The following is a 15,970-nucleotide window of genomic DNA, read 5'->3' as shown; positions in this document are numbered from 1 at the left end:
TCCTTGAAAAGAGCGATAACGCTATCGTTCAACCTTGATCCAGTCATAACCGGCGGTACCCTGAAGAAGCAGGAATGAGAGGGGTTCGCTGGCCTCATTCATAACCTGGTGCTGCGTTCCCGGACCCACTTTCCATCTCTCGCCTTTACCCAAGACAGTTCTTAGGAAAGGATGGTCAGTTGTGGCGGTAAGGACGCCGTACAACACAAAGTAATGGTCGGTACTTGCTCTGTGGAAATGCCAAGGAATCTTTTCTCCAGGCGCGAGAGTGAAGACTCGAGCGAGCACTTCATTTGTCTCTATCACGACTTCGACGTGGTTGACCTTATAGGAAGGCGCAATCGATATTGTGGGCATAGCAGTGGAGGTTTTATCGAAAACTGGCCGGGACGATGAGCTGATGAGAGACGGGACGGCCTCCTCATTAGCGTAGCGCTACTCCTGACGGGCGCCAGACGTTAGCGCCCCCACGGCAGGTTTCATGGCAAGAACGCTGACAAGCGACACACCTGAAATTGCGGCGAGGTAAATCCCCACCGGTTGAGCGCCACCATAATGAGAAATAAGCCCCGTCGCCACCAGCGGCGCGATACCTCCGCCAATCGCGCCACCGATATTCGCGCAGAGCGACAAACCGGTGTATCTGACCTCGGGCGGAAACAGTTCGGCGAACAGACTAGCCTCAGGGGCATACATAATGGGATAAAGGATTCCCAAAGCGAAAACGATCGCAATCGTCACCAGAGCGGCGTCGCCGCTGTCAATAAGCAAGAACATCGGTACGGCACTGAGAAGTAGAAGAATCGTTCCCGCATTGAATATTTTTCGGTTTCCAAACCTATCGCTCAGCAAACCTGAGATCGGCATTAGTAGAAGCATCGCAATGGCGCCAAGGGTTGTTGCCTGGAGGATAACGCTTCGCGGCAATCCCAACTTTCCGGTGCTGTAAGAGAGCACAAATACGGCGAACAACCAGAACATCGTAATCTCACCAAGTTTTGCTCCCACGCCCACCGTCACAGAGAACATATGCTTGCGGACTATTTCAACGACAGGGATGTTGACCACCTTTCCCAAATTCTCGACGCGCTCGAAGACCGGTGACTCGTTCACGCGTCTGCGGATGAAGAATCCGATGACAATCAGAATGCCACTTGCGAGAAACGGCAAACGCCAACCCCAAGCCTGGAAATCGTCCGGAGCCAAGAGACCCGTTAATGCGAAGGCGCCACTGGATAGGACCAGCGCGGCAGGACATCCTGTTTGCGGGAGACTTCCAAAGAAACCGCTGCGCTTTGGCGGCGCATGCTCGACCGCCATCAGAACCGCTCCGCCCCACTCGCCGCCTAACGCGACGCCTTGACAGATTCGGATTAGCGTAAGCGCGATCGGTGCCATAATCCCGATCTGGCTGTATGTTGGCAGCATGCCAATCAGCGTTGTTGGAACTCCCATCAACAGGAGGCTAGCGATCAGCATCTTTTTACGTCCGATCCGGTCCCCAAAGTGCCCGAAGAAAATCGCACCTATGGGACGTGCGAATAGGCCAGCCGCAAATGTTGATAGCGACAAAATTGTTGCTACAGCCGGATCGAAGCTTGGAAAGAACGTGTGACCGAAGATCAGCGCGCTCGCGGTCCCAAAAATAAAGAAATCGTACCACTCGATCGTCGTCCCGATCATGGTTGAGAGTGCGACCATTGTCGTGGAGGTCGGCGTGGCTTGCATTTCGGATTTTAAAATCTCAATCGATTTGTCAATCATCTTTAGCATTCCTCTACTATTTAGCCTTCACCAGGTTGTATCTACCCTTATCGATCATCGCGATCGCATCACTTGTTCAGGGTCGATTTGCCGCCGTTTCGCGATCCAGTTGGGCGCACTGTGCGGGATAGAGTCTCGTGCAACCAGGTCTTTTCCGTCAATCCGAGTTTCTGCAATTCAAGCTGCAAATTTGCAATGCGGATTTCCGTTTTTACCGTGCGTGCCAATACTACGACTACATACGGTTGGTCCGGTGCTTCCTGGTGATGGACCGCATCATGGCATCTAATCAAGCGGTTCCCGTCTGCGCATTGGATCAGGACTGCCTATTAATGGATAGTCTCTTTCCACAATGTCACGGAGGAACCGCACGACAGCCTTGATGCGGCTGGTGAATTGAAGGTCCTTGTGAACTGCCAGATAAAGAGTTCGCGAAACAGCGATATGTTCACGAAGCACCGCCACGAGACCGAACCGCTCGGCGCGAGTAAACGTCGGCAACATTACAAGCCCCATCCCGCTCGCCGCGGCAAACATTTGTGACAACATGCTACTCGAATTGAAAACCATGTGCGGCTCCTCTATTGCCTCGCGCAGCCAACGAACCGTGTCGAGTTGAATCAGATCATCGATGTACGAAACGAAATCGTGCTCTCTCAGCGCTTCCAGAGTTGTTGGCGTACCGTATGATTCCAGATAACTTGGTGCTGCATACAGGTGCAGGGAGAACTCGCCAATGGGCGAAATCTGAAGACCACGCCCGTCTGCGGGGAAGAAGCTTAGAAAAATATCGGCTTCACGTCGATTGACGTGCACGAAGTTGGCCGACGTGACGAGCTCGATTTCGAGCTTTGGATGTCGCTTCCTTAGTTGGGCGAACTCTCCCGCGAGGTACGTAGTCGCAATCCCTTCCATTGTCGCAACCCGCACGCGGCCGCTCGCCTCGTGTTTATCCCGTCTGCCATACTCGGCGATCGCCAGCGCTCCACGATCCATCTCCTGCACGTATTGCAGCAACTCGCCGCCGTGCTGCGTGAGATGAAACCCTGAATGATCGCGCACAAAAAGAGTTTCATTGAAGCAGGTTTCGAGATGAGACACCCTCCGGCTTACCGTCGAAATGTCGATGCAGAGCTTACGCGCCGCAGCTGAGAGTGTCTTGTGCCGGCTGATTTCAAGGAATATCCTCAGGTCATCCCAGCTAATTTTTTGGATCGCACTCATGCCCAAAGTGGTCGAATAGAAGAATTGACGTCATCCTTTCCCCCTCGCCCCAAAATGGCACGCAGGAGCAGGGCGGCAAGTGTTCGGGCGCTATTGGGTCGCATTCGCCAGCGCAAACTCGATGTCGCTGTCCGATGTTTCCAGTCGTTTGACCAGCCCATAAATGTCGCCAAGCACCCACAGGTCTTGTACCTTCTCTCCAGCGAATGTAAAGATGGGCACGCCATACCACCACACGCGCTCGTTGCTCGGTTCGTGTCCGAAGAGCATCCTATTGTGGAGGCCGTGAAAGCGCAATTTCCCGACGATGCGATCGCCCTCTTCTACGAGGTCGAGGATGTCGGATGTGTAGCCATCCAGCGTCAACGTCAACCATCGGACGTACTGCGAAAATTCCTCGAAACCGACGAGAACCGGTCCGAGTGAGCCACGAAAAGTGAAGTCCTCGCAAAAAATCGACGAGATCAGCGCGGTGTCCTGTTTGTCCCACACCTCCTTGTAGAAAATGCGGACGATATTCTTGCGGGCGGACAGTGACATAGGATCGAGATCGATCTCACTCTCGAATGGCAGGCTTTTCATACTGCGTACTCCAGAAAGTTCGAAGAGGTTGGGCAGTGTTCTGTTTGAAAAACGACGGACGAAATGGGGCCTCGTTCATGTGCATTCGGAAGATGTCAGTGGCGCCTAAATTCCTTCGAGATAAAGTCGTACTTGGCCCAAGTTTTCTTGGCGAATGATGGTGCCGAGGCGTCCGAATGGCGCATAGCGTGTCGGGAGCGTAGAGCGTTCGCCGCAACCCCGAATCGCCTGCGCCTGGGGCATTGCCCACGCTGTGGCGCGCACGGGCATCACAAAGCTGTATATCAGCACGTCGAACGCCTCAAGCGCCGATCCGGTAAAGCAGGCACGCATGGTCGTCCCTTCTGTTCGCTCAGATCGAAAGCCAGAATCTAATCTCACCTTGGGTATCTGATACATCGCTTGCCGCGACTGGTCGTCTGAGGCAGTATAAGGGCGGAGATTTTGCATTAAAACAGGCAAAATAAATTACTAATTCAGTGCGTTTTTGCCTTCTTTTGACGGTGCGACGATGCGCAAACCCGATTGGTCAGATCTAAGCGTTTTCCTCGAAGTGGCGCGTGGACCGACGCTGACCTCAGTGGCCGACCGGCTGGATCTGGATGTAACCACCATACGCAGACGGATTGCTGGCCTCGAAGATATGATTGGCCTGAGGCTGTTCCAGAAGCAGGGGCGCTCGCTGCGGCTCAGCGCGGAGGGCGAGCGCATCCGTTCCATCGCATCTCGCATGGAGATGCTGAGCGCCGAGATATCGAACGATGCAACTGACGCGTCCCGCGATCTCCATGGCGTGGTTAGAATTTCAACCATGGAGGCCTTCGGTAGTTTCTATCTGGCGCCGCGGCTCAGCGATCTCGTGGCGGCGCATGCTGAACTGAGCGTCCAGCTCGTGAACGCGGCGCATATCCTGAATCTGTCTGAGCGCGAGGCGGATATCTCGATCAATATGATGAAGCCGCAGCGGGGTCGCTTCCTGATCGAAAAACTCACGGAGTTCTCGGTTGGACTTTACGCGGCGCCTGCCTATCTCAAGCGCGCAGGGACACCCAAAACGCTCAACGACTTACCGTCGCATACGTTCGTGACTTACGTCGACGACCTGATCGCGGTGCCCCACGTGCAGTGGTTGCCCGACGTGCTCGATAAGCCCCGTGTGCAACTGAGTTGCAGCAGTCTTGTCGCGCAGTTTCAAGCGACCTGCACCGGAGCTGGACTCGCGATGCTCCCGGTTCACATGGCCGGCAGTGAATCCCGACTCGTGCGACTGCTACCCGCGGATATCAACCTGGCGCGAGACTGGTGGATGGTGGTTCATCGCGACCTCGAGACAGTGCCACGCATCCGGGCTGTAATGGAGTTCCTAAGAGAGACTACTGCACGCGATGCCAAAATACTTCTCGGCTAGCTGACTGCTTTGACGACACAGTGCGTTGTCGTTGAAGCGGATTTAATACGTCGGCCGACTCTTCTATCGCCGGATATGCGTAAATGCAAACATAGTTGCATTTTCACTTCTTCTGATTCAGTTAAACGTTCGGTAGACTCCTTCATGTCGGTCATGATCGAGAAGACCAATATCCCTCTGCCGGTCACCGATGAGTCCAACTGGGCTTAGTTGAACATTTACCGGGTAACAATCATGAGTCAAGCTCAGCCTGAGCGCCCTTTCCGCGATCTAACGCAAAGCGAACTGGAAGCATTTTCGAGGGACGGCGTAATCTGCGTGAGAGGGGCATATTCTGAACCCTGGATCAAGTTGGGGCTCAGCGGGATCGAGCGCGTCATCAGCCGCACGCCGGTACGCGATCGACATGGGCTGCCCAATCCCGATTTTCGAAACGACGCGTTGAATTGGCACGGCGTCGACGAAATAAGGGATTTCGGGCTCTTCGGGCCAGGGGCACATCTCGTGCGCCAGGCCTTGCAATCCGAAGCCCTGAATTTTCTTGGCGACCAGATCTTCGTTAAGAATGCGAACACGCCGCTGCGTGCACCGTGGCACCACGACCTGACCTTCTTTCCAATCGCGGGAAATCAATGTGCGTCGATATGGGTGACGTTCGATTCAGTCAGCCAACGCAATTCGGCGCTTGAATTCGTGGCAGGCAGTCATCTGTGGGGACGCCGCTTTCAGCCTGAGGGTGTGGGCGGGATCGTAAAGTCGCTCGATACCTTCGATGCGGTGCCGGACATCCAATCAGCGCGCGACGACTACGAAATTTTGGGGTGGGACCTTGAGCCGGGCGACGCGCTGATTTTCCATGCCTTGACTCTCCATGGCTCGAGCGGTAACGGATCAGATCAGAAGCGCCGTGCGCTTGCCACCCGATGGGGCGGCGATGATGTGTCGTTCAAGGCCACGGGAAACGAAATGAAATCGGCTTGGGCCCACGGGCTCAAGCATGGCGACAAGCTCGCCGGGCCATCTTTTCCGCACGTGCTCCCGGAGATTGATCTCATTTCGCTTGAACCCCGCATGCGCGGCCCGGTCGCGCCGGACCCCGTCCTTGCCAGGGAAGTTGCGCAGCAGCAGTCGCAGTTCAGCCGGATCGAACGGATCTAGACGCACAAAGTACCAGCGCCCTATCGCGGCGTTGTCTACCGATATAGGTTCAGACTCCCCGTCAACTATCTCTCATCTATCTGAACGCACGTAAATGGCTGTCAGCGCCATCGACCCGTTCGAAGTTGGCATCTGCCCCTCCAGTTCGCACACGGTCGGGCTCAATGTGAGCGGCCTATCTTTTCGTCAATGCGCTGAACGGACGGCCAATTGTCAGATATCACCCGTGTCTGCGCGCATAGTTGTGCGGTTCGTTGGGCGCCACAAGCAAAGGTCACCGCACCGATAAAGGAATTCTCCTCGGGCTTTTGGGCGAGGCCCCGGATTCCATTGACCCCGATACCGTCGAGTCGAAAACAGAACGGGTGCTGTGCGGAGGGGTGCTATCGTTGCTGGAAGAGAAGTCGATCGAGTTTCTACCAAAACGCGACATCTGTTTTACCGCCAAGCGCTCCCCTGAGCATCCGAACGGACTCAAACTGATAACATTCGACGAGGGTGGGAAGGTCGTCAAAGCAAATATTTGCCTCGTAGTAGGAGGAAGATTCGTCGTTACTGAGGGTGTCGGTAGTTCCGTGTCCATGAGGCCGGCCAGCAACCTCCCCAACGTTTCGAAGCGGTCGAGAATTGCCGGACATATGCCGCAGTTCTGGAAAAAGTATTGTGGCGCTGATGTTCGAGAATGAACTTGTGTGGCGCTTCGAATAAGAGGCTCACAGTGGTCCTTTGAGAATCAGGGATGTAATGCACGCATGCGTTGAGTGAGGCTGCCGGAGTGAAGGTGAGCTTTATCGGACCGCTCGGAGTGAAGCGACGCGCAAAACTGCTCCGCGACAAACTGGCCGCGAAAGAAGCAGCTCGCAAGGCATTGCAGGGCGATGATATTCACTACGTTTTGTTAGACTCTGTCATCAGGACCATGATGCAAACATTCGCAGACTTGAAAACGAAGTACAAAGAAACATCCCGCGGGGCTCGCTGTGGGCATAATCGAGTGCTGACTTCTTTCGCTACCAGCGACCTCCAACTCCAAGTTCGGCGCTTGTAGGTATCTTCTGTTTCAACAACCCAGCAAATTAAAAAGACAAGGTTCCGTTGACCACCGAGCCCCTTTAGATAGTAGTTAGCGGAGATTTCTCATGGCAAAGATCGGCACAGAGCGCGATGACCGATCCAGTGCAATCAGCGGCAATCGCGAAGGCGAAGCACTGCCGTCTCAGTTAGTTTCAAAGAGGATCGCTGAGTCAGAGACGCTGGCGCGACGGCTACCGGGGCGCAAGCTTCGGATGTTGTTGTGCTGCGCGGGCGCTCCCTTCCTCATCATGCTCGACTCAAACATTGTTGCTGTGTCGCTCCCCTCGATCGCTCGTGACCTACACGGCGAGTTCACCGACGTGGAATGGGTTGTCAGTGCCTATATCCTCCCGTTTGCTGCGCTGTTGATACCTGCTGGCGCATTAGCCGATCGGCTCGGGCGACGACGCATGTTACTTTTAGGCTTGTCTATTTTTACGCTCGCTTCACTACTATGCGGCCTGGCACCTAGCCTAGTTGTCTTGAACGGAGCAAGGGCACTGCAGGCCGTGGGCGCGGCGCTCCAACTCAGCGCGGCACTGGCTGTAATCACACATGGCTTCCAGGCTCAGGAACGGGCTCGCGTGTACGCGATCTTAGGCACCGTGATGGGCATTGCTCCATCTCTTGGACCACTCGTTGGTGGCCTAGTCACCTCTTACCTCGGATGGCGATGGGCCTTTCTCATCAATGTGCCAATTGGAGCCAGCCTGGTCACGCTCATCGTCTTTTCCGTCGATGAATCACGGGATCCCAACGCGGGAAGACTGGATTTGCCGGGCATTTTTCTTTTTGGGACCGGCCTGTTCAGCATAGTTTGGGCCTTAATCGCAGCCAACAGCATCGGCTGGGGAAGCACCTCGACATACAGCAAGCTCGTGGTGGGTGCCCTACTACTTATTGCCTTTTTCTTTGCGGAGCGGATGCATCCACGACCGATGGTCGATCTATCAATCTTTCGAGATCGGACCGTCGTCGGCGCAGCCATAGCTATGTTCGGCTACGCTGCAGCAGCGCAAGTCATGATGACTCTCCTTCCTCTCTACTTGCAGGACATGTTTAGCTACTCACCGGCAATAGCGGGGCTGGCGATGATACCGTTTGCTTTACCGTTGCTAGTCGGCCCAAGCATCGGCGGAAGACTGTCATTACGAGTGACGAGTCGAGCGATCCTCGTCTTTGGACTGGGACTGGTCGCGACGGGCAACGCATTCATCGCCGCGACAATCCTAGCCGGCTGCGGATACTGGGCGGCCGCGATCGGTATGGTTATCACCGGATCGGGTGCCGGACTGCTTAACGGCGAGACGACGAAAGCTCAGATTAGCGCTGTCAGGCCCGAACGGGCCGGGATGGCCTCCGGTATCGCCGGTGCTACACGCTTCGTGGGAATCATAGTCGGACTGGCGGGAATGGGCGCTGTGCTTGCGGGAGTCGCCGAGAGCAGCCTACATAGTCTTGGACTTCCTCGAGTTCATGGACGAGCCATTGAGTGGCACGCTTTGAGTCTGCGCATCATGGGAGGTGATGCGAACGGCGCCTTGTCTGCCCTACCCGCGGAGACCCGTGAATCGATCGAACATGCAGTACGCAGTAGCGTGGCACATGGCTTCGGTGCGGCGCTCGCGGTCGGCGCGATTGTTGCAGCAGTCTCCAGTGCGTTGAGCTGGCTGTTGATCCGTAGGGTTGATCCATGCGAGGCCGAGTCCGTGTGAGGGCGTCGATGTCGACGCGTATGAATGTTCCAAGGAGGTGATGCAGCCTGAGAAAAAGATGCGTCAGTCCAAACGGGTAATGCGCCGCCTTTTGTAGTATTGGTGCTGTCTGGCGCGCGCCCGTGCAGCAGCGTCGGCCGGTGACAGCGCTGCACGCATCAGTGCGATTGCCACGGCGCTGGCCTCGATCGGCTCGGTCATGAAGGTTAAGGGCCCGCGCAGACGTCGCGGTGTTGCTCGCGGCAAGCGGGCACGACGATCTGCAACGATGTGCGTGAGAGCGCCTCGAAGTCGGTCCTGTCCTTCGGCACGGCCAATCCTATCGGCAGCGCCAACTCGTGAATGTCAAGGCAGAGCGTGCCGAACGGCAGGCTCGCGAGGCCGGGGGAGCATCGTCAGGTTGTTGAGCTAGTCACGTAAGATGACGTGATGTAGAAGTCGAAGTCGCTCTATCACGGTCACCGTTTTCCGGCCGAAGTCATCAGTTGCGCCGTGCGTTGGCATTTTCGCTTCCAGTTGAGTTTGCGCGACACCGATGAACTGCTTTTCGAGCGCGGGGTAGTCATGACGTAGGAGACGACACGATGCTGGTGCGACAAATGCGGTAAGGACTTTGCTCCCCGTGTGAGAGACGCACAACGCAAGCCGGGCAGCACATGGCATCTTGACGAGACGTTCGTTACGCTGAGAGGTGAACCGTATTTGCTATGGCGGGCAGTCGACGAGCGTGGCGCGGAGCTCGACGTACTGGTGCCAAAGCGGTGCGACAAGGCCACCGCCAAACGCTTCTTCAAGCGCGTGCTGCACTCGAACCGGTGCCCCTCAAGATCGTCACCGATCAGTTGCGCAGCTATCCGGCGGCAAAAGCCGAGATCCCGGAACTTGCGAACATAAAGTACGTGTTCGTCAAAGCTGCAGCACGACTGAAAAATCGCGTAGAAAACTGTCATCTACCGAAACGCGAGTGCGAGCGTCGCACGCGACGGTTTTCGCGACCCGAAACGCACGCAGAAGTTTCTCTCGTGCTTCCGCCGATCCGTCAACATTTCGCGCTTAAGCGATATCTGCTGCGCGCTTCACTTTATCGCACAACTTGCTGCCCGCTTTGCCGCCTTGAGCAAATTCACCGAGATCGCCCAAAATCCGTCGTTCGATTTCTGATCAGTCATCACGCCTGCCGTCGCGCCGCCCAATCTCGGTAAGTTGACAATGCTCTTTGGACGCCTCCCGGAGCACACCCGCCACTCCCGCGTGCCCGCGGTGCGTGCCGGCCAGCGGCCAGTTCTCGCCCGGGATGGTCCACTCAACATCTCCGGCACAGAAAGCCAGCAGAGCTTGCCTATCGCCGCGGCCGATTCCTGCAAATAAATCCTTCACAGGCGAAACGTTTTATTTAGGATTTTAACTATTTTCTACTATGTTGATTTCCACCGAAATCTAACCCGGCGTTTTTATCGAATTTGACCGGGTTGAAAATATGTCCCGCATTGCGTGGGACGATTGTCCGACGTTACCCATACGGAAAATGCGATAAGCAGAAGCAAGCCACTCCGACGCCGAAGAATGGTCAGGCCCAGCGACCAGCCTCCTCAAAGCTAAGGCGAGGATTGCGTGGAAACACTGACGCTTGATCGCCATGGCCAATGCTGCAGATAAAGTTCGACTGAGTACGCGTGCCAGAGAAGAAGGCTTTATCCACGCCAGCGTTGTCGAAGCCAGACATAGGGCCGCAGTCCAGTCCCAACGCACGCGCAGCAACGATGAGGTAAGCGCCCTGCAGCGTTCCGTTCCGCATTGCCGTCACCTCGGCCACCCCCGGTGCTGCGAAGTACTGCTGCATAAACTCAGCAGCGTGAGGCAAAAGCTTTGGGAGCTCGGCCGCGAAATCCAAATTGTGGCCAATAATGACCGTGACAGGGGACTGTAGAATTTTCGCTTTATTCGGTTCCGCAGCATGCCCGGCGAGTGTAGCCTTTCCATCGGAGCTACGCACCCAGACAAATCGCGCGGGGCTGCTGTTCGCAGATGTCGGCCCCCATTTCATGAGGTCATAAATTTCGCGCACCGTATCATCCTCAACGGGACGATCTGCCCAACTGCTGAAAGTGCGAGCGGAGCGAAAAATCTGATCAAGCGACTGATCGTTTAAAGCGGAAGTCATAGATAAACTCCATTCAATGATTTGAACATCAAATGTGATCAACGAACTATTCGATCACGATTTATCAGTCGAACTTGACCAGATCTTTAAAGATTAGTTGACCCCAGCTATTTCCACGCGCCTGCACAAGCAGTCCGCCTTCCGAAAGGCCGCCAAGTTTGATCGGCGAGAAACCGAGTTTCTCTGCAAGCGCACCAATCTCCGTTGCGGCGCCGTCATCGTCGCTCGTCAGGAAAACGACTCTCTTGCCACCATGTACGGTCGGATCCTGGTCAAGGACCGAAGCACCTAAATGGTTGAAGCCTCTCACCAGTTTTGCACCGGAGAAGGCCCGTTCGACGACCTTGGAAGAGGGCTGTCCTCCCAGTTCCTCAGGCGACACGCCGTAGGCATTAGTCACATCGACTATAGTCTTGCTCTTCCAAGTGAGCAGCGCCTTCGCGACATCCGGGTGCGACTCGAAACGGACAGCCAAAAAGATGATGTCGGCCTTGATGGCTTCCGACAGTTTTTTGGGAATGATCATGGGTCCGATCGCGGTCGCGGCCGATGCAAAGCTTTCCGGGTCGCGAGTGGTTGCAACGGATACTTCGATGCCGTTGCGGGCGAATGCCTTGGCCAAAGCCTGGCCGATTTTGCCGAAGCCGATAATTGCATAACTCATAGATTTCCTTCAGTTTGCTGAGCCCTACGGCGCTCCGAATAATCGAATGGAGCGCCGTAAGGCGTAGCGTCAGAGTTGCGCCAGGCCGCCGTCGACGGCGAGTTCGCTGGCGGTCATGAAGCTGCTGTCTGACGATGCGAGGAAGGCAGCCGCTGCCGCGATTTCTGATGGATCGGCCATGCGCTGGAGCGGAGTCATAGCGGCGTAGACTTTCTGGCCTTCTTCACCAAGCGCTGCCTTCGCGAGTTCGGTCGCAGTCGCGCCGGGCGAGAGCACGTTCACCCGGATGCCGGTCCCCTTCAAGTCCTCCGCCCACGTCTTCGCGAGGTTGCGCACTGCCGCCTTGCTTGCGCTGTAGGCGGTCATTGTCGGGGCGCCGGTGGTGCCGGCGCTCGAACCGGTCAGGATGATCGAAGCGCCTTTGCCCATCAACGGCAGCGCCTTCTGGATCGTGAAGATCGTACCCTTCACATTGGTGTCGAACGTTTCGTCAATGTGCTCGGCGGTGATCTCGCCGAGCTTTGCCTGGCTTCCCGCGCCGGCATTGGCGAAAACGATATCGAGGGTTCCGCGCTCGGCCTTCACCGCCGCATAGAGTCGGTCCAGATCGGCTTCATCGGAGACCGAGCCCTTCACCGCCCGGGCATTGGCCCCGAGTTCGGCCACGGCGGCGTCGAGCGCTTCTTGTCGGCGGCCGAAGATGAAGACGAACGCACCTTCCTCGATGAAGCGCTTTGCTGCAGCGCGGCCGATGCCGGTAGCGCCACCGGTGATTACGGCGGTCTTTCCATTCAGTCTGGTCATGTCGTGGATCCTTAGTTGGAGCTGCAGGGAAGCTGGAGAAATGCTTGGCTGAAGACAATTCGGCCAGCGCCTCTGTTCCCTTTGCCACAAGGGCGCTGTATGATGCGGATCACCGATCCAGATCCGAATTCACATTAACCGGTTCACAGGTCCAATTATGTGGATCACTGATCCGCTTGTCAAGACCCCCCATGCGAGCCGACGCCAGAAAAAACTACAGCCATCTACTAGCAGTCGCGCGTGACGTCGTCGCAGAACACGGCGCCGACGCGTCCATGCGAGATATCAGCCGCCGGGCCGAAGTCGGGTTGGCAACGCTGCTTCGTCATTTCCCGACGCGAGAAGCTTTGTTCGAAGCGTTGCTGCGTACAAATCTGGATGCTCTGACGCAGAAGGCAGTCGAGCTCGAAACGTTGGATCCACCTGACGACGCCCTCGTATCCTGGTTTCGCGAAGGGGTGGAGTTCGTCGGTAGCTACAGCGGTGTTGTCGCCTTGATGGCGAGCGCCCACGCGAACCCGAACTCCGCGCTCTACGCTCCATGCGCAGCGGTGCGATCAGCGGGCGCGCGACTACTACTCCGTGCTCAGGCAGAGGGAACGGCGCGCGCTGATATGGATGCGGACGACCTGTTCGCTCTAATGTCGGCGCTCGGCTGGCTCGTCGGCCAACACTCATTTGCACCACGGGCCGATCATCTCTTTCACCTTATCGCGAGCGCCATCCTGCCAAATCGGTCGAGCAGCGAGGTCAAGAAGGCAACGAGTTGAGTCAGATCTAGGTATTTGCGTCTGTCTCGAATGCGCGCGCCAGTGCTTGCGTGTCGATATATTCCCGGACGTTGCTCACTTTGCCATCTCGAATAGTAATGTCGAAGACCCAATCGTCCCTGAATGGCTTATTTGTGGCTTTGATTTTCCCCGTGGCGATGCCGATCACCAAAACCCGGTCTCCCTGCGCCACGAATTCCAGAGGCTCTGGATATGTCATTTCTATCTCGTTGGAAGCCTTCTGAAGCACGGCCGCCAATCCCGCGTGCCCGCGGTGCGTGCCGGCCAGCGGCCAGCCCTTGCCCGGAACGATCCACTCAACGTCTTCGGAAGCTAACGCCAGCAGAGTTTGCGCGTTGTAGCTGCCCATTGCCGCAAAGAAATCCTTCACAATCTGAATATTCTCTTCGATGCTCATCTAATCTCTCCAATTTTACTTAAGTCCGAGTGAGTCCAATCTAATTGGACTCACCGTGGCCCACGCGAGGCGAAATCGCATGAAATATCGATCGCGATTCATCAGTCGAACTTGACCAAGTCCTTAAAGATCAGTCGACCCAGCTATTGCCCCGCGCGTGCACAAACAGTCCACTTTCGGAAAGGCCCCCAAGTTCGATCGGCGAAAAACCTAGATTCTCCGCAAGCGCGCCGATCTCCTCTGCTGCGCCGTCATCGTCGCTCGCCTGGAACACGACTCTCCTACCCCATGTACGGCCGGATCCCGGTGGGACGGCAGCGCCTAAATGGTTTGAAAATCCTAACCAGTCTTGCACCGGTGAACGCCTTCGCGACATCCCCGGCAGAAACAGGTTGCGCCTAAGCTGCGATAAAGTCGGTACGGTTCCGTACCCGACGGTAAGCATAACAGCACGTTGTCTTATAGGCTCGCGTGTGGCGGACTCCTTGCCGGCATTCGCGCTCAACAAAAACTCCTTAAAGTGCTTCCCTGTTGTTTATTACACCATTATCCATTCAGGTGTACTCCTAATTAAGCGCTCTGGCATACTGCATGGACGATTAGATTTCCGAAAATTGAATGGACTCCTTGAGAGGGCCTTGCCCGACCAAGCGCGGTGCTGAGATATTCCTGCGCTGAACCCAATTAAATTGCGAGGCACGCTTCGATCCACGCCCCGGTGCGCCGTATTAATATAGCTGAAGGAGTCCACTCTGGATTCGTTGCTTCGTACACTAGCGTTCATAACAAGCAGCGTCTTCAAAACATTAACCTGGTTGTTGCACTTCGAATCGAGACCTCCTCTATTCGAAAAGGGCGCTTGGCTGACATTGACAGGCAGTTCTGCGACCGGGACAACGCGCCGAACGACATCCGTTCTCGCGTGCATTCCGGTACAACCAACACGGCCAATGTGATGACGATTCCTGCAGCCTTGGCCTTTCATGATCGAATCAGTGCGGAGGATAAAGGTGCAAAGTTGCGTTATTTGCGCGATTACTGGGTGTCGCGCGTCAAAGGTTTCAAGGGGGTGGAAATACTAACGCCAGACGAGCCAGGGTTATATGGCTCTATAACGTCGTTTCGACTGGCTGGGAAAACGACAAAGGCAGACAACCAGGCGATCGCAAACCGCAAGTTTGACAAATACAAAGTATTTACTATGCCACGAGGGGGCGTCGCCGCCGGTGACTGTGTGCGCGTGACAACTTCATTGTTCACGCGCACAAGTGATCTGGACGGCCTCGTCGTAGCGATTAAAGACGTAAGCAACTCCGGATAGCACCGGGCCGGCGGGCATGGAGTCCTTCACTGCAGCTGGCCCGCCCCGCCATAGCTCACCCGTCCAATTAAACCATCTCCGTTAAGTTAAGTGTCAAGTGAAACGAATTTGATAAGTTGAACCTTAGGCTCCGAGCAGGGCTTCGATTCCAGACTCGATGGTCTTGCACGTCCATGTGACAAAGCGTCGGCAGTGATGTTTGGCCTGCTCTAAGATTTCGATCGTGTTCATCTCGGGACCGTAGGACGCCAGATAGAACAGCAAAATTCGATGTTTGATGAGTCAGCGCTCTAGCGTTTCTTAATCGACACGTTGTCAAGCGCGACGACCGTCGGGCACTGAGCGGCCAGTTGAAGGACGTGATCGAGGAATTGAAGGACCGCGGTACGCTTGACCAATTGCGTTGTGGCTTCATGAATCAGTGTTTCGGCGCCGAAATCGATCTCGCCCATGACCGAACGTCGGCAATGCAGGTGGGGCGTGACGCTATGCGGGATGCCACGCGGTGACCAGCCACGCTGAATCGAGGGCGGAGCCGAGAAGCCAGCTGCGTCGCAAGAGGTCTTGCAGCACTGGCGACCGCGGGCAGCCTTCAGCAGCTTTTGAGAGCATGATGGCCTTCATGGCGAAGTTCTGCGCCTCACTCTCTTTTAAATAAAATAGGTCTGAACCCGTTAATGCAAAAGGGCTAGCCCAATTGACGAACGGTCGCTGCAAGCCGCTTTCCCAGTTTTCCGTAGAGCTGAACCGCTCGAATGCGGTCTTCATACGAGTACATGGACTGCCTCCAGCTTTTTCATGTACTCGTCCGCAGCCCCGTAAGATATCCGGCCCTTTAGAAACAGCGCTAACAATTCCGACGCTCGTCTTGTGCCACTGCGCCACCTTGCAACGGCACCTTGGCTCA

15 protein-coding genes and 4 pseudogenes are annotated in these 15,970 nt (G+C 55.8%); 8 read left to right on the top strand and 11 right to left on the bottom strand.

Annotated elements, in window-relative coordinates:
* Positions 1-21 precede the first annotated feature (21 nt).
* The 4 genes from ACMX25_RS22095 to ACMX25_RS22080 all read right to left on the bottom strand — a co-directional run bounded on the left by ACMX25_RS22095 (position 22) and on the right by ACMX25_RS22080 (position 3,570).
* Positions 22-357, bottom strand: coding sequence for a cupin domain-containing protein (locus ACMX25_RS22095; RefSeq protein ID WP_414952200.1), 336 nt, complete (start codon positions 355-357; stop codon positions 22-24).
* A 78-nt stretch (positions 358-435) separates the two neighbouring features.
* Positions 436-1,764, bottom strand: coding sequence for an MFS transporter (locus ACMX25_RS22090; protein WP_414952199.1), 1,329 nt, complete (start codon positions 1,762-1,764; stop codon positions 436-438).
* Positions 1,765-2,049: 285 nt separating this feature from the next.
* Positions 2,050-2,988, bottom strand: coding sequence for a LysR family transcriptional regulator (locus ACMX25_RS22085; protein ID WP_414952198.1), 939 nt, complete (start codon positions 2,986-2,988; stop codon positions 2,050-2,052).
* A 90-nt stretch (positions 2,989-3,078) separates the two neighbouring features.
* A complete protein-coding gene (locus tag ACMX25_RS22080) occupies positions 3,079-3,570 on the bottom strand; it encodes an ester cyclase (protein WP_414952197.1) in 492 nt (163 codons plus the stop codon).
* 511 nt (positions 3,571-4,081) lie between these two features.
* On the opposite strand from ACMX25_RS22080, the gene ACMX25_RS22075 reads away from it, so the two are divergent.
* The 6 genes and pseudogenes from ACMX25_RS22075 (at position 4,082) to ACMX25_RS22050 (ending at position 10,086) form a co-directional block, all read left to right on the top strand.
* Positions 4,082-4,978: a LysR family transcriptional regulator gene (locus ACMX25_RS22075; protein ID WP_414952196.1), complete on the top strand. Its 897-nt coding sequence runs from the start codon at positions 4,082-4,084 to the stop codon at positions 4,976-4,978.
* 234 nt (positions 4,979-5,212) lie between these two features.
* Positions 5,213-6,136, top strand: coding sequence for a phytanoyl-CoA dioxygenase family protein (locus ACMX25_RS22070; RefSeq protein ID WP_414952195.1), 924 nt, complete (start codon positions 5,213-5,215; stop codon positions 6,134-6,136).
* A 94-nt stretch (positions 6,137-6,230) separates the two neighbouring features.
* Positions 6,231-6,822: pseudogene (locus ACMX25_RS22065) on the top strand (serine dehydratase beta chain).
* A 158-nt stretch (positions 6,823-6,980) separates the two neighbouring features.
* Positions 6,981-7,137 (top strand): annotated as a pseudogene (locus ACMX25_RS22060) (L-serine ammonia-lyase, iron-sulfur-dependent, subunit alpha); the annotation flags it as partial.
* Positions 7,138-7,275: 138 nt separating this feature from the next.
* Positions 7,276-8,925 carry an MFS transporter gene (locus tag ACMX25_RS22055; protein WP_414952194.1) on the top strand — a complete coding sequence of 550 codons (1,650 nt, stop codon included), beginning with the start codon at positions 7,276-7,278 and terminating at the stop codon, positions 8,923-8,925.
* 480 nt (positions 8,926-9,405) lie between these two features.
* A pseudogene (locus ACMX25_RS22050) lies at positions 9,406-10,086 on the top strand (IS6 family transposase).
* 406 nt (positions 10,087-10,492) lie between these two features.
* Here the strand turns inward: ACMX25_RS22050 and ACMX25_RS22045 are convergent.
* The 3 genes from ACMX25_RS22045 to ACMX25_RS22035 all read right to left on the bottom strand — a co-directional run bounded on the left by ACMX25_RS22045 (position 10,493) and on the right by ACMX25_RS22035 (position 12,554).
* A complete protein-coding gene (locus ACMX25_RS22045; protein ID WP_414952231.1) occupies positions 10,493-11,086 on the bottom strand; it encodes a malonic semialdehyde reductase in 594 nt (197 codons plus the stop codon).
* Between the two features lie 64 nt (positions 11,087-11,150).
* Positions 11,151-11,750, bottom strand: coding sequence for an NADPH-dependent F420 reductase (locus ACMX25_RS22040; RefSeq protein ID WP_414952193.1), 600 nt, complete (start codon positions 11,748-11,750; stop codon positions 11,151-11,153).
* A 69-nt stretch (positions 11,751-11,819) separates the two neighbouring features.
* The gene (locus ACMX25_RS22035) at positions 11,820-12,554 is read right to left on the bottom strand and encodes an SDR family NAD(P)-dependent oxidoreductase (protein ID WP_414952192.1); all 735 of its coding nucleotides are present in this window, start codon (positions 12,552-12,554) and stop codon (positions 11,820-11,822) included.
* Positions 12,555-12,598: 44 nt separating this feature from the next.
* On the opposite strand from ACMX25_RS22035, the gene ACMX25_RS22030 reads away from it, so the two are divergent.
* Positions 12,599-13,324, top strand: coding sequence for a TetR/AcrR family transcriptional regulator (locus tag ACMX25_RS22030; RefSeq protein WP_462686297.1), 726 nt, complete (start codon positions 12,599-12,601; stop codon positions 13,322-13,324).
* A 7-nt stretch (positions 13,325-13,331) separates the two neighbouring features.
* On the opposite strand, the gene ACMX25_RS22025 is transcribed toward ACMX25_RS22030, so the two are convergent.
* Together ACMX25_RS22025 and ACMX25_RS22020 are read right to left on the bottom strand one after the other, a co-directional pair.
* Complete coding sequence (locus tag ACMX25_RS22025; protein WP_414952191.1) at positions 13,332-13,742, bottom strand: nuclear transport factor 2 family protein; 411 nt, start codon at positions 13,740-13,742, stop codon at positions 13,332-13,334.
* A 101-nt stretch (positions 13,743-13,843) separates the two neighbouring features.
* A pseudogene (locus ACMX25_RS22020) lies at positions 13,844-14,128 on the bottom strand (NADP oxidoreductase coenzyme); the annotation flags it as partial.
* 473 nt (positions 14,129-14,601) lie between these two features.
* Between ACMX25_RS22020 and ACMX25_RS22015 the strand changes: the two are divergent.
* Positions 14,602-15,063, top strand: coding sequence for an aminotransferase class V-fold PLP-dependent enzyme (locus ACMX25_RS22015; RefSeq protein WP_414952190.1), 462 nt, complete (start codon positions 14,602-14,604; stop codon positions 15,061-15,063).
* A gap of 290 nt (positions 15,064-15,353) precedes the next feature.
* Here ACMX25_RS22015 and ACMX25_RS22010 read toward each other — a convergent pair whose 3' ends face one another.
* Both ACMX25_RS22010 and ACMX25_RS22005 read right to left on the bottom strand, forming a co-directional pair.
* Positions 15,354-15,515 carry a hypothetical protein gene (locus ACMX25_RS22010; protein ID WP_414952189.1) on the bottom strand — a complete coding sequence of 54 codons (162 nt, stop codon included), beginning with the start codon at positions 15,513-15,515 and terminating at the stop codon, positions 15,354-15,356.
* A 34-nt stretch (positions 15,516-15,549) separates the two neighbouring features.
* Entirely contained in the window at positions 15,550-15,831 is a 282-nt protein-coding gene (locus ACMX25_RS22005; protein ID WP_414952233.1) for a hypothetical protein, read from the bottom strand.
* Positions 15,832-15,970: the final 139 nt, after the last annotated feature.

The organism is Caballeronia eucalypticola (assembly GCF_047608185.1).
GTDB lineage: Bacteria > Pseudomonadota > Gammaproteobacteria > Burkholderiales > Burkholderiaceae > Caballeronia.
Note: the sequence above shows the minus strand (reverse complement) of the source record. Positions and strands in the feature narration are given on the sequence as shown.

Bases quoted from the DNA above. Each gene is read 5' to 3' on its own strand.
- ACMX25_RS22095 (WP_414952200.1), bottom strand. From the start codon at position 357: ATGCCCACAATATCGATTGCGCCTTCCTATAAGGTCAACCACGTCGAA.
- ACMX25_RS22090 (WP_414952199.1), bottom strand. From the start codon at position 1,764: ATGATTGACAAATCGATTGAGATTTTAAAATCCGAAATGCAAGCCACG.
- ACMX25_RS22085 (WP_414952198.1), bottom strand. From the start codon at position 2,988: ATGAGTGCGATCCAAAAAATTAGCTGGGATGACCTGAGGATATTCCTT.
- ACMX25_RS22080 (WP_414952197.1), bottom strand. From the start codon at position 3,570: ATGAAAAGCCTGCCATTCGAGAGTGAGATCGATCTCGATCCTATGTCA.
- ACMX25_RS22075 (WP_414952196.1), top strand. From the start codon at position 4,082: ATGCGCAAACCCGATTGGTCAGATCTAAGCGTTTTCCTCGAAGTGGCG.
- ACMX25_RS22070 (WP_414952195.1), top strand. From the start codon at position 5,213: ATGAGTCAAGCTCAGCCTGAGCGCCCTTTCCGCGATCTAACGCAAAGC.
- ACMX25_RS22055 (WP_414952194.1), top strand. From the start codon at position 7,276: ATGGCAAAGATCGGCACAGAGCGCGATGACCGATCCAGTGCAATCAGC.
- ACMX25_RS22045 (WP_414952231.1), bottom strand. From the start codon at position 11,086: ATGACTTCCGCTTTAAACGATCAGTCGCTTGATCAGATTTTTCGCTCC.
- ACMX25_RS22040 (WP_414952193.1), bottom strand. From the start codon at position 11,750: ATGAGTTATGCAATTATCGGCTTCGGCAAAATCGGCCAGGCTTTGGCC.
- ACMX25_RS22035 (WP_414952192.1), bottom strand. From the start codon at position 12,554: ATGACCAGACTGAATGGAAAGACCGCCGTAATCACCGGTGGCGCTACC.
- ACMX25_RS22025 (WP_414952191.1), bottom strand. From the start codon at position 13,742: ATGAGCATCGAAGAGAATATTCAGATTGTGAAGGATTTCTTTGCGGCA.
- ACMX25_RS22010 (WP_414952189.1), bottom strand. From the start codon at position 15,515: ATGGGCGAGATCGATTTCGGCGCCGAAACACTGATTCATGAAGCCACA.
- ACMX25_RS22005 (WP_414952233.1), bottom strand. From the start codon at position 15,831: ATGAAGACCGCATTCGAGCGGTTCAGCTCTACGGAAAACTGGGAAAGC.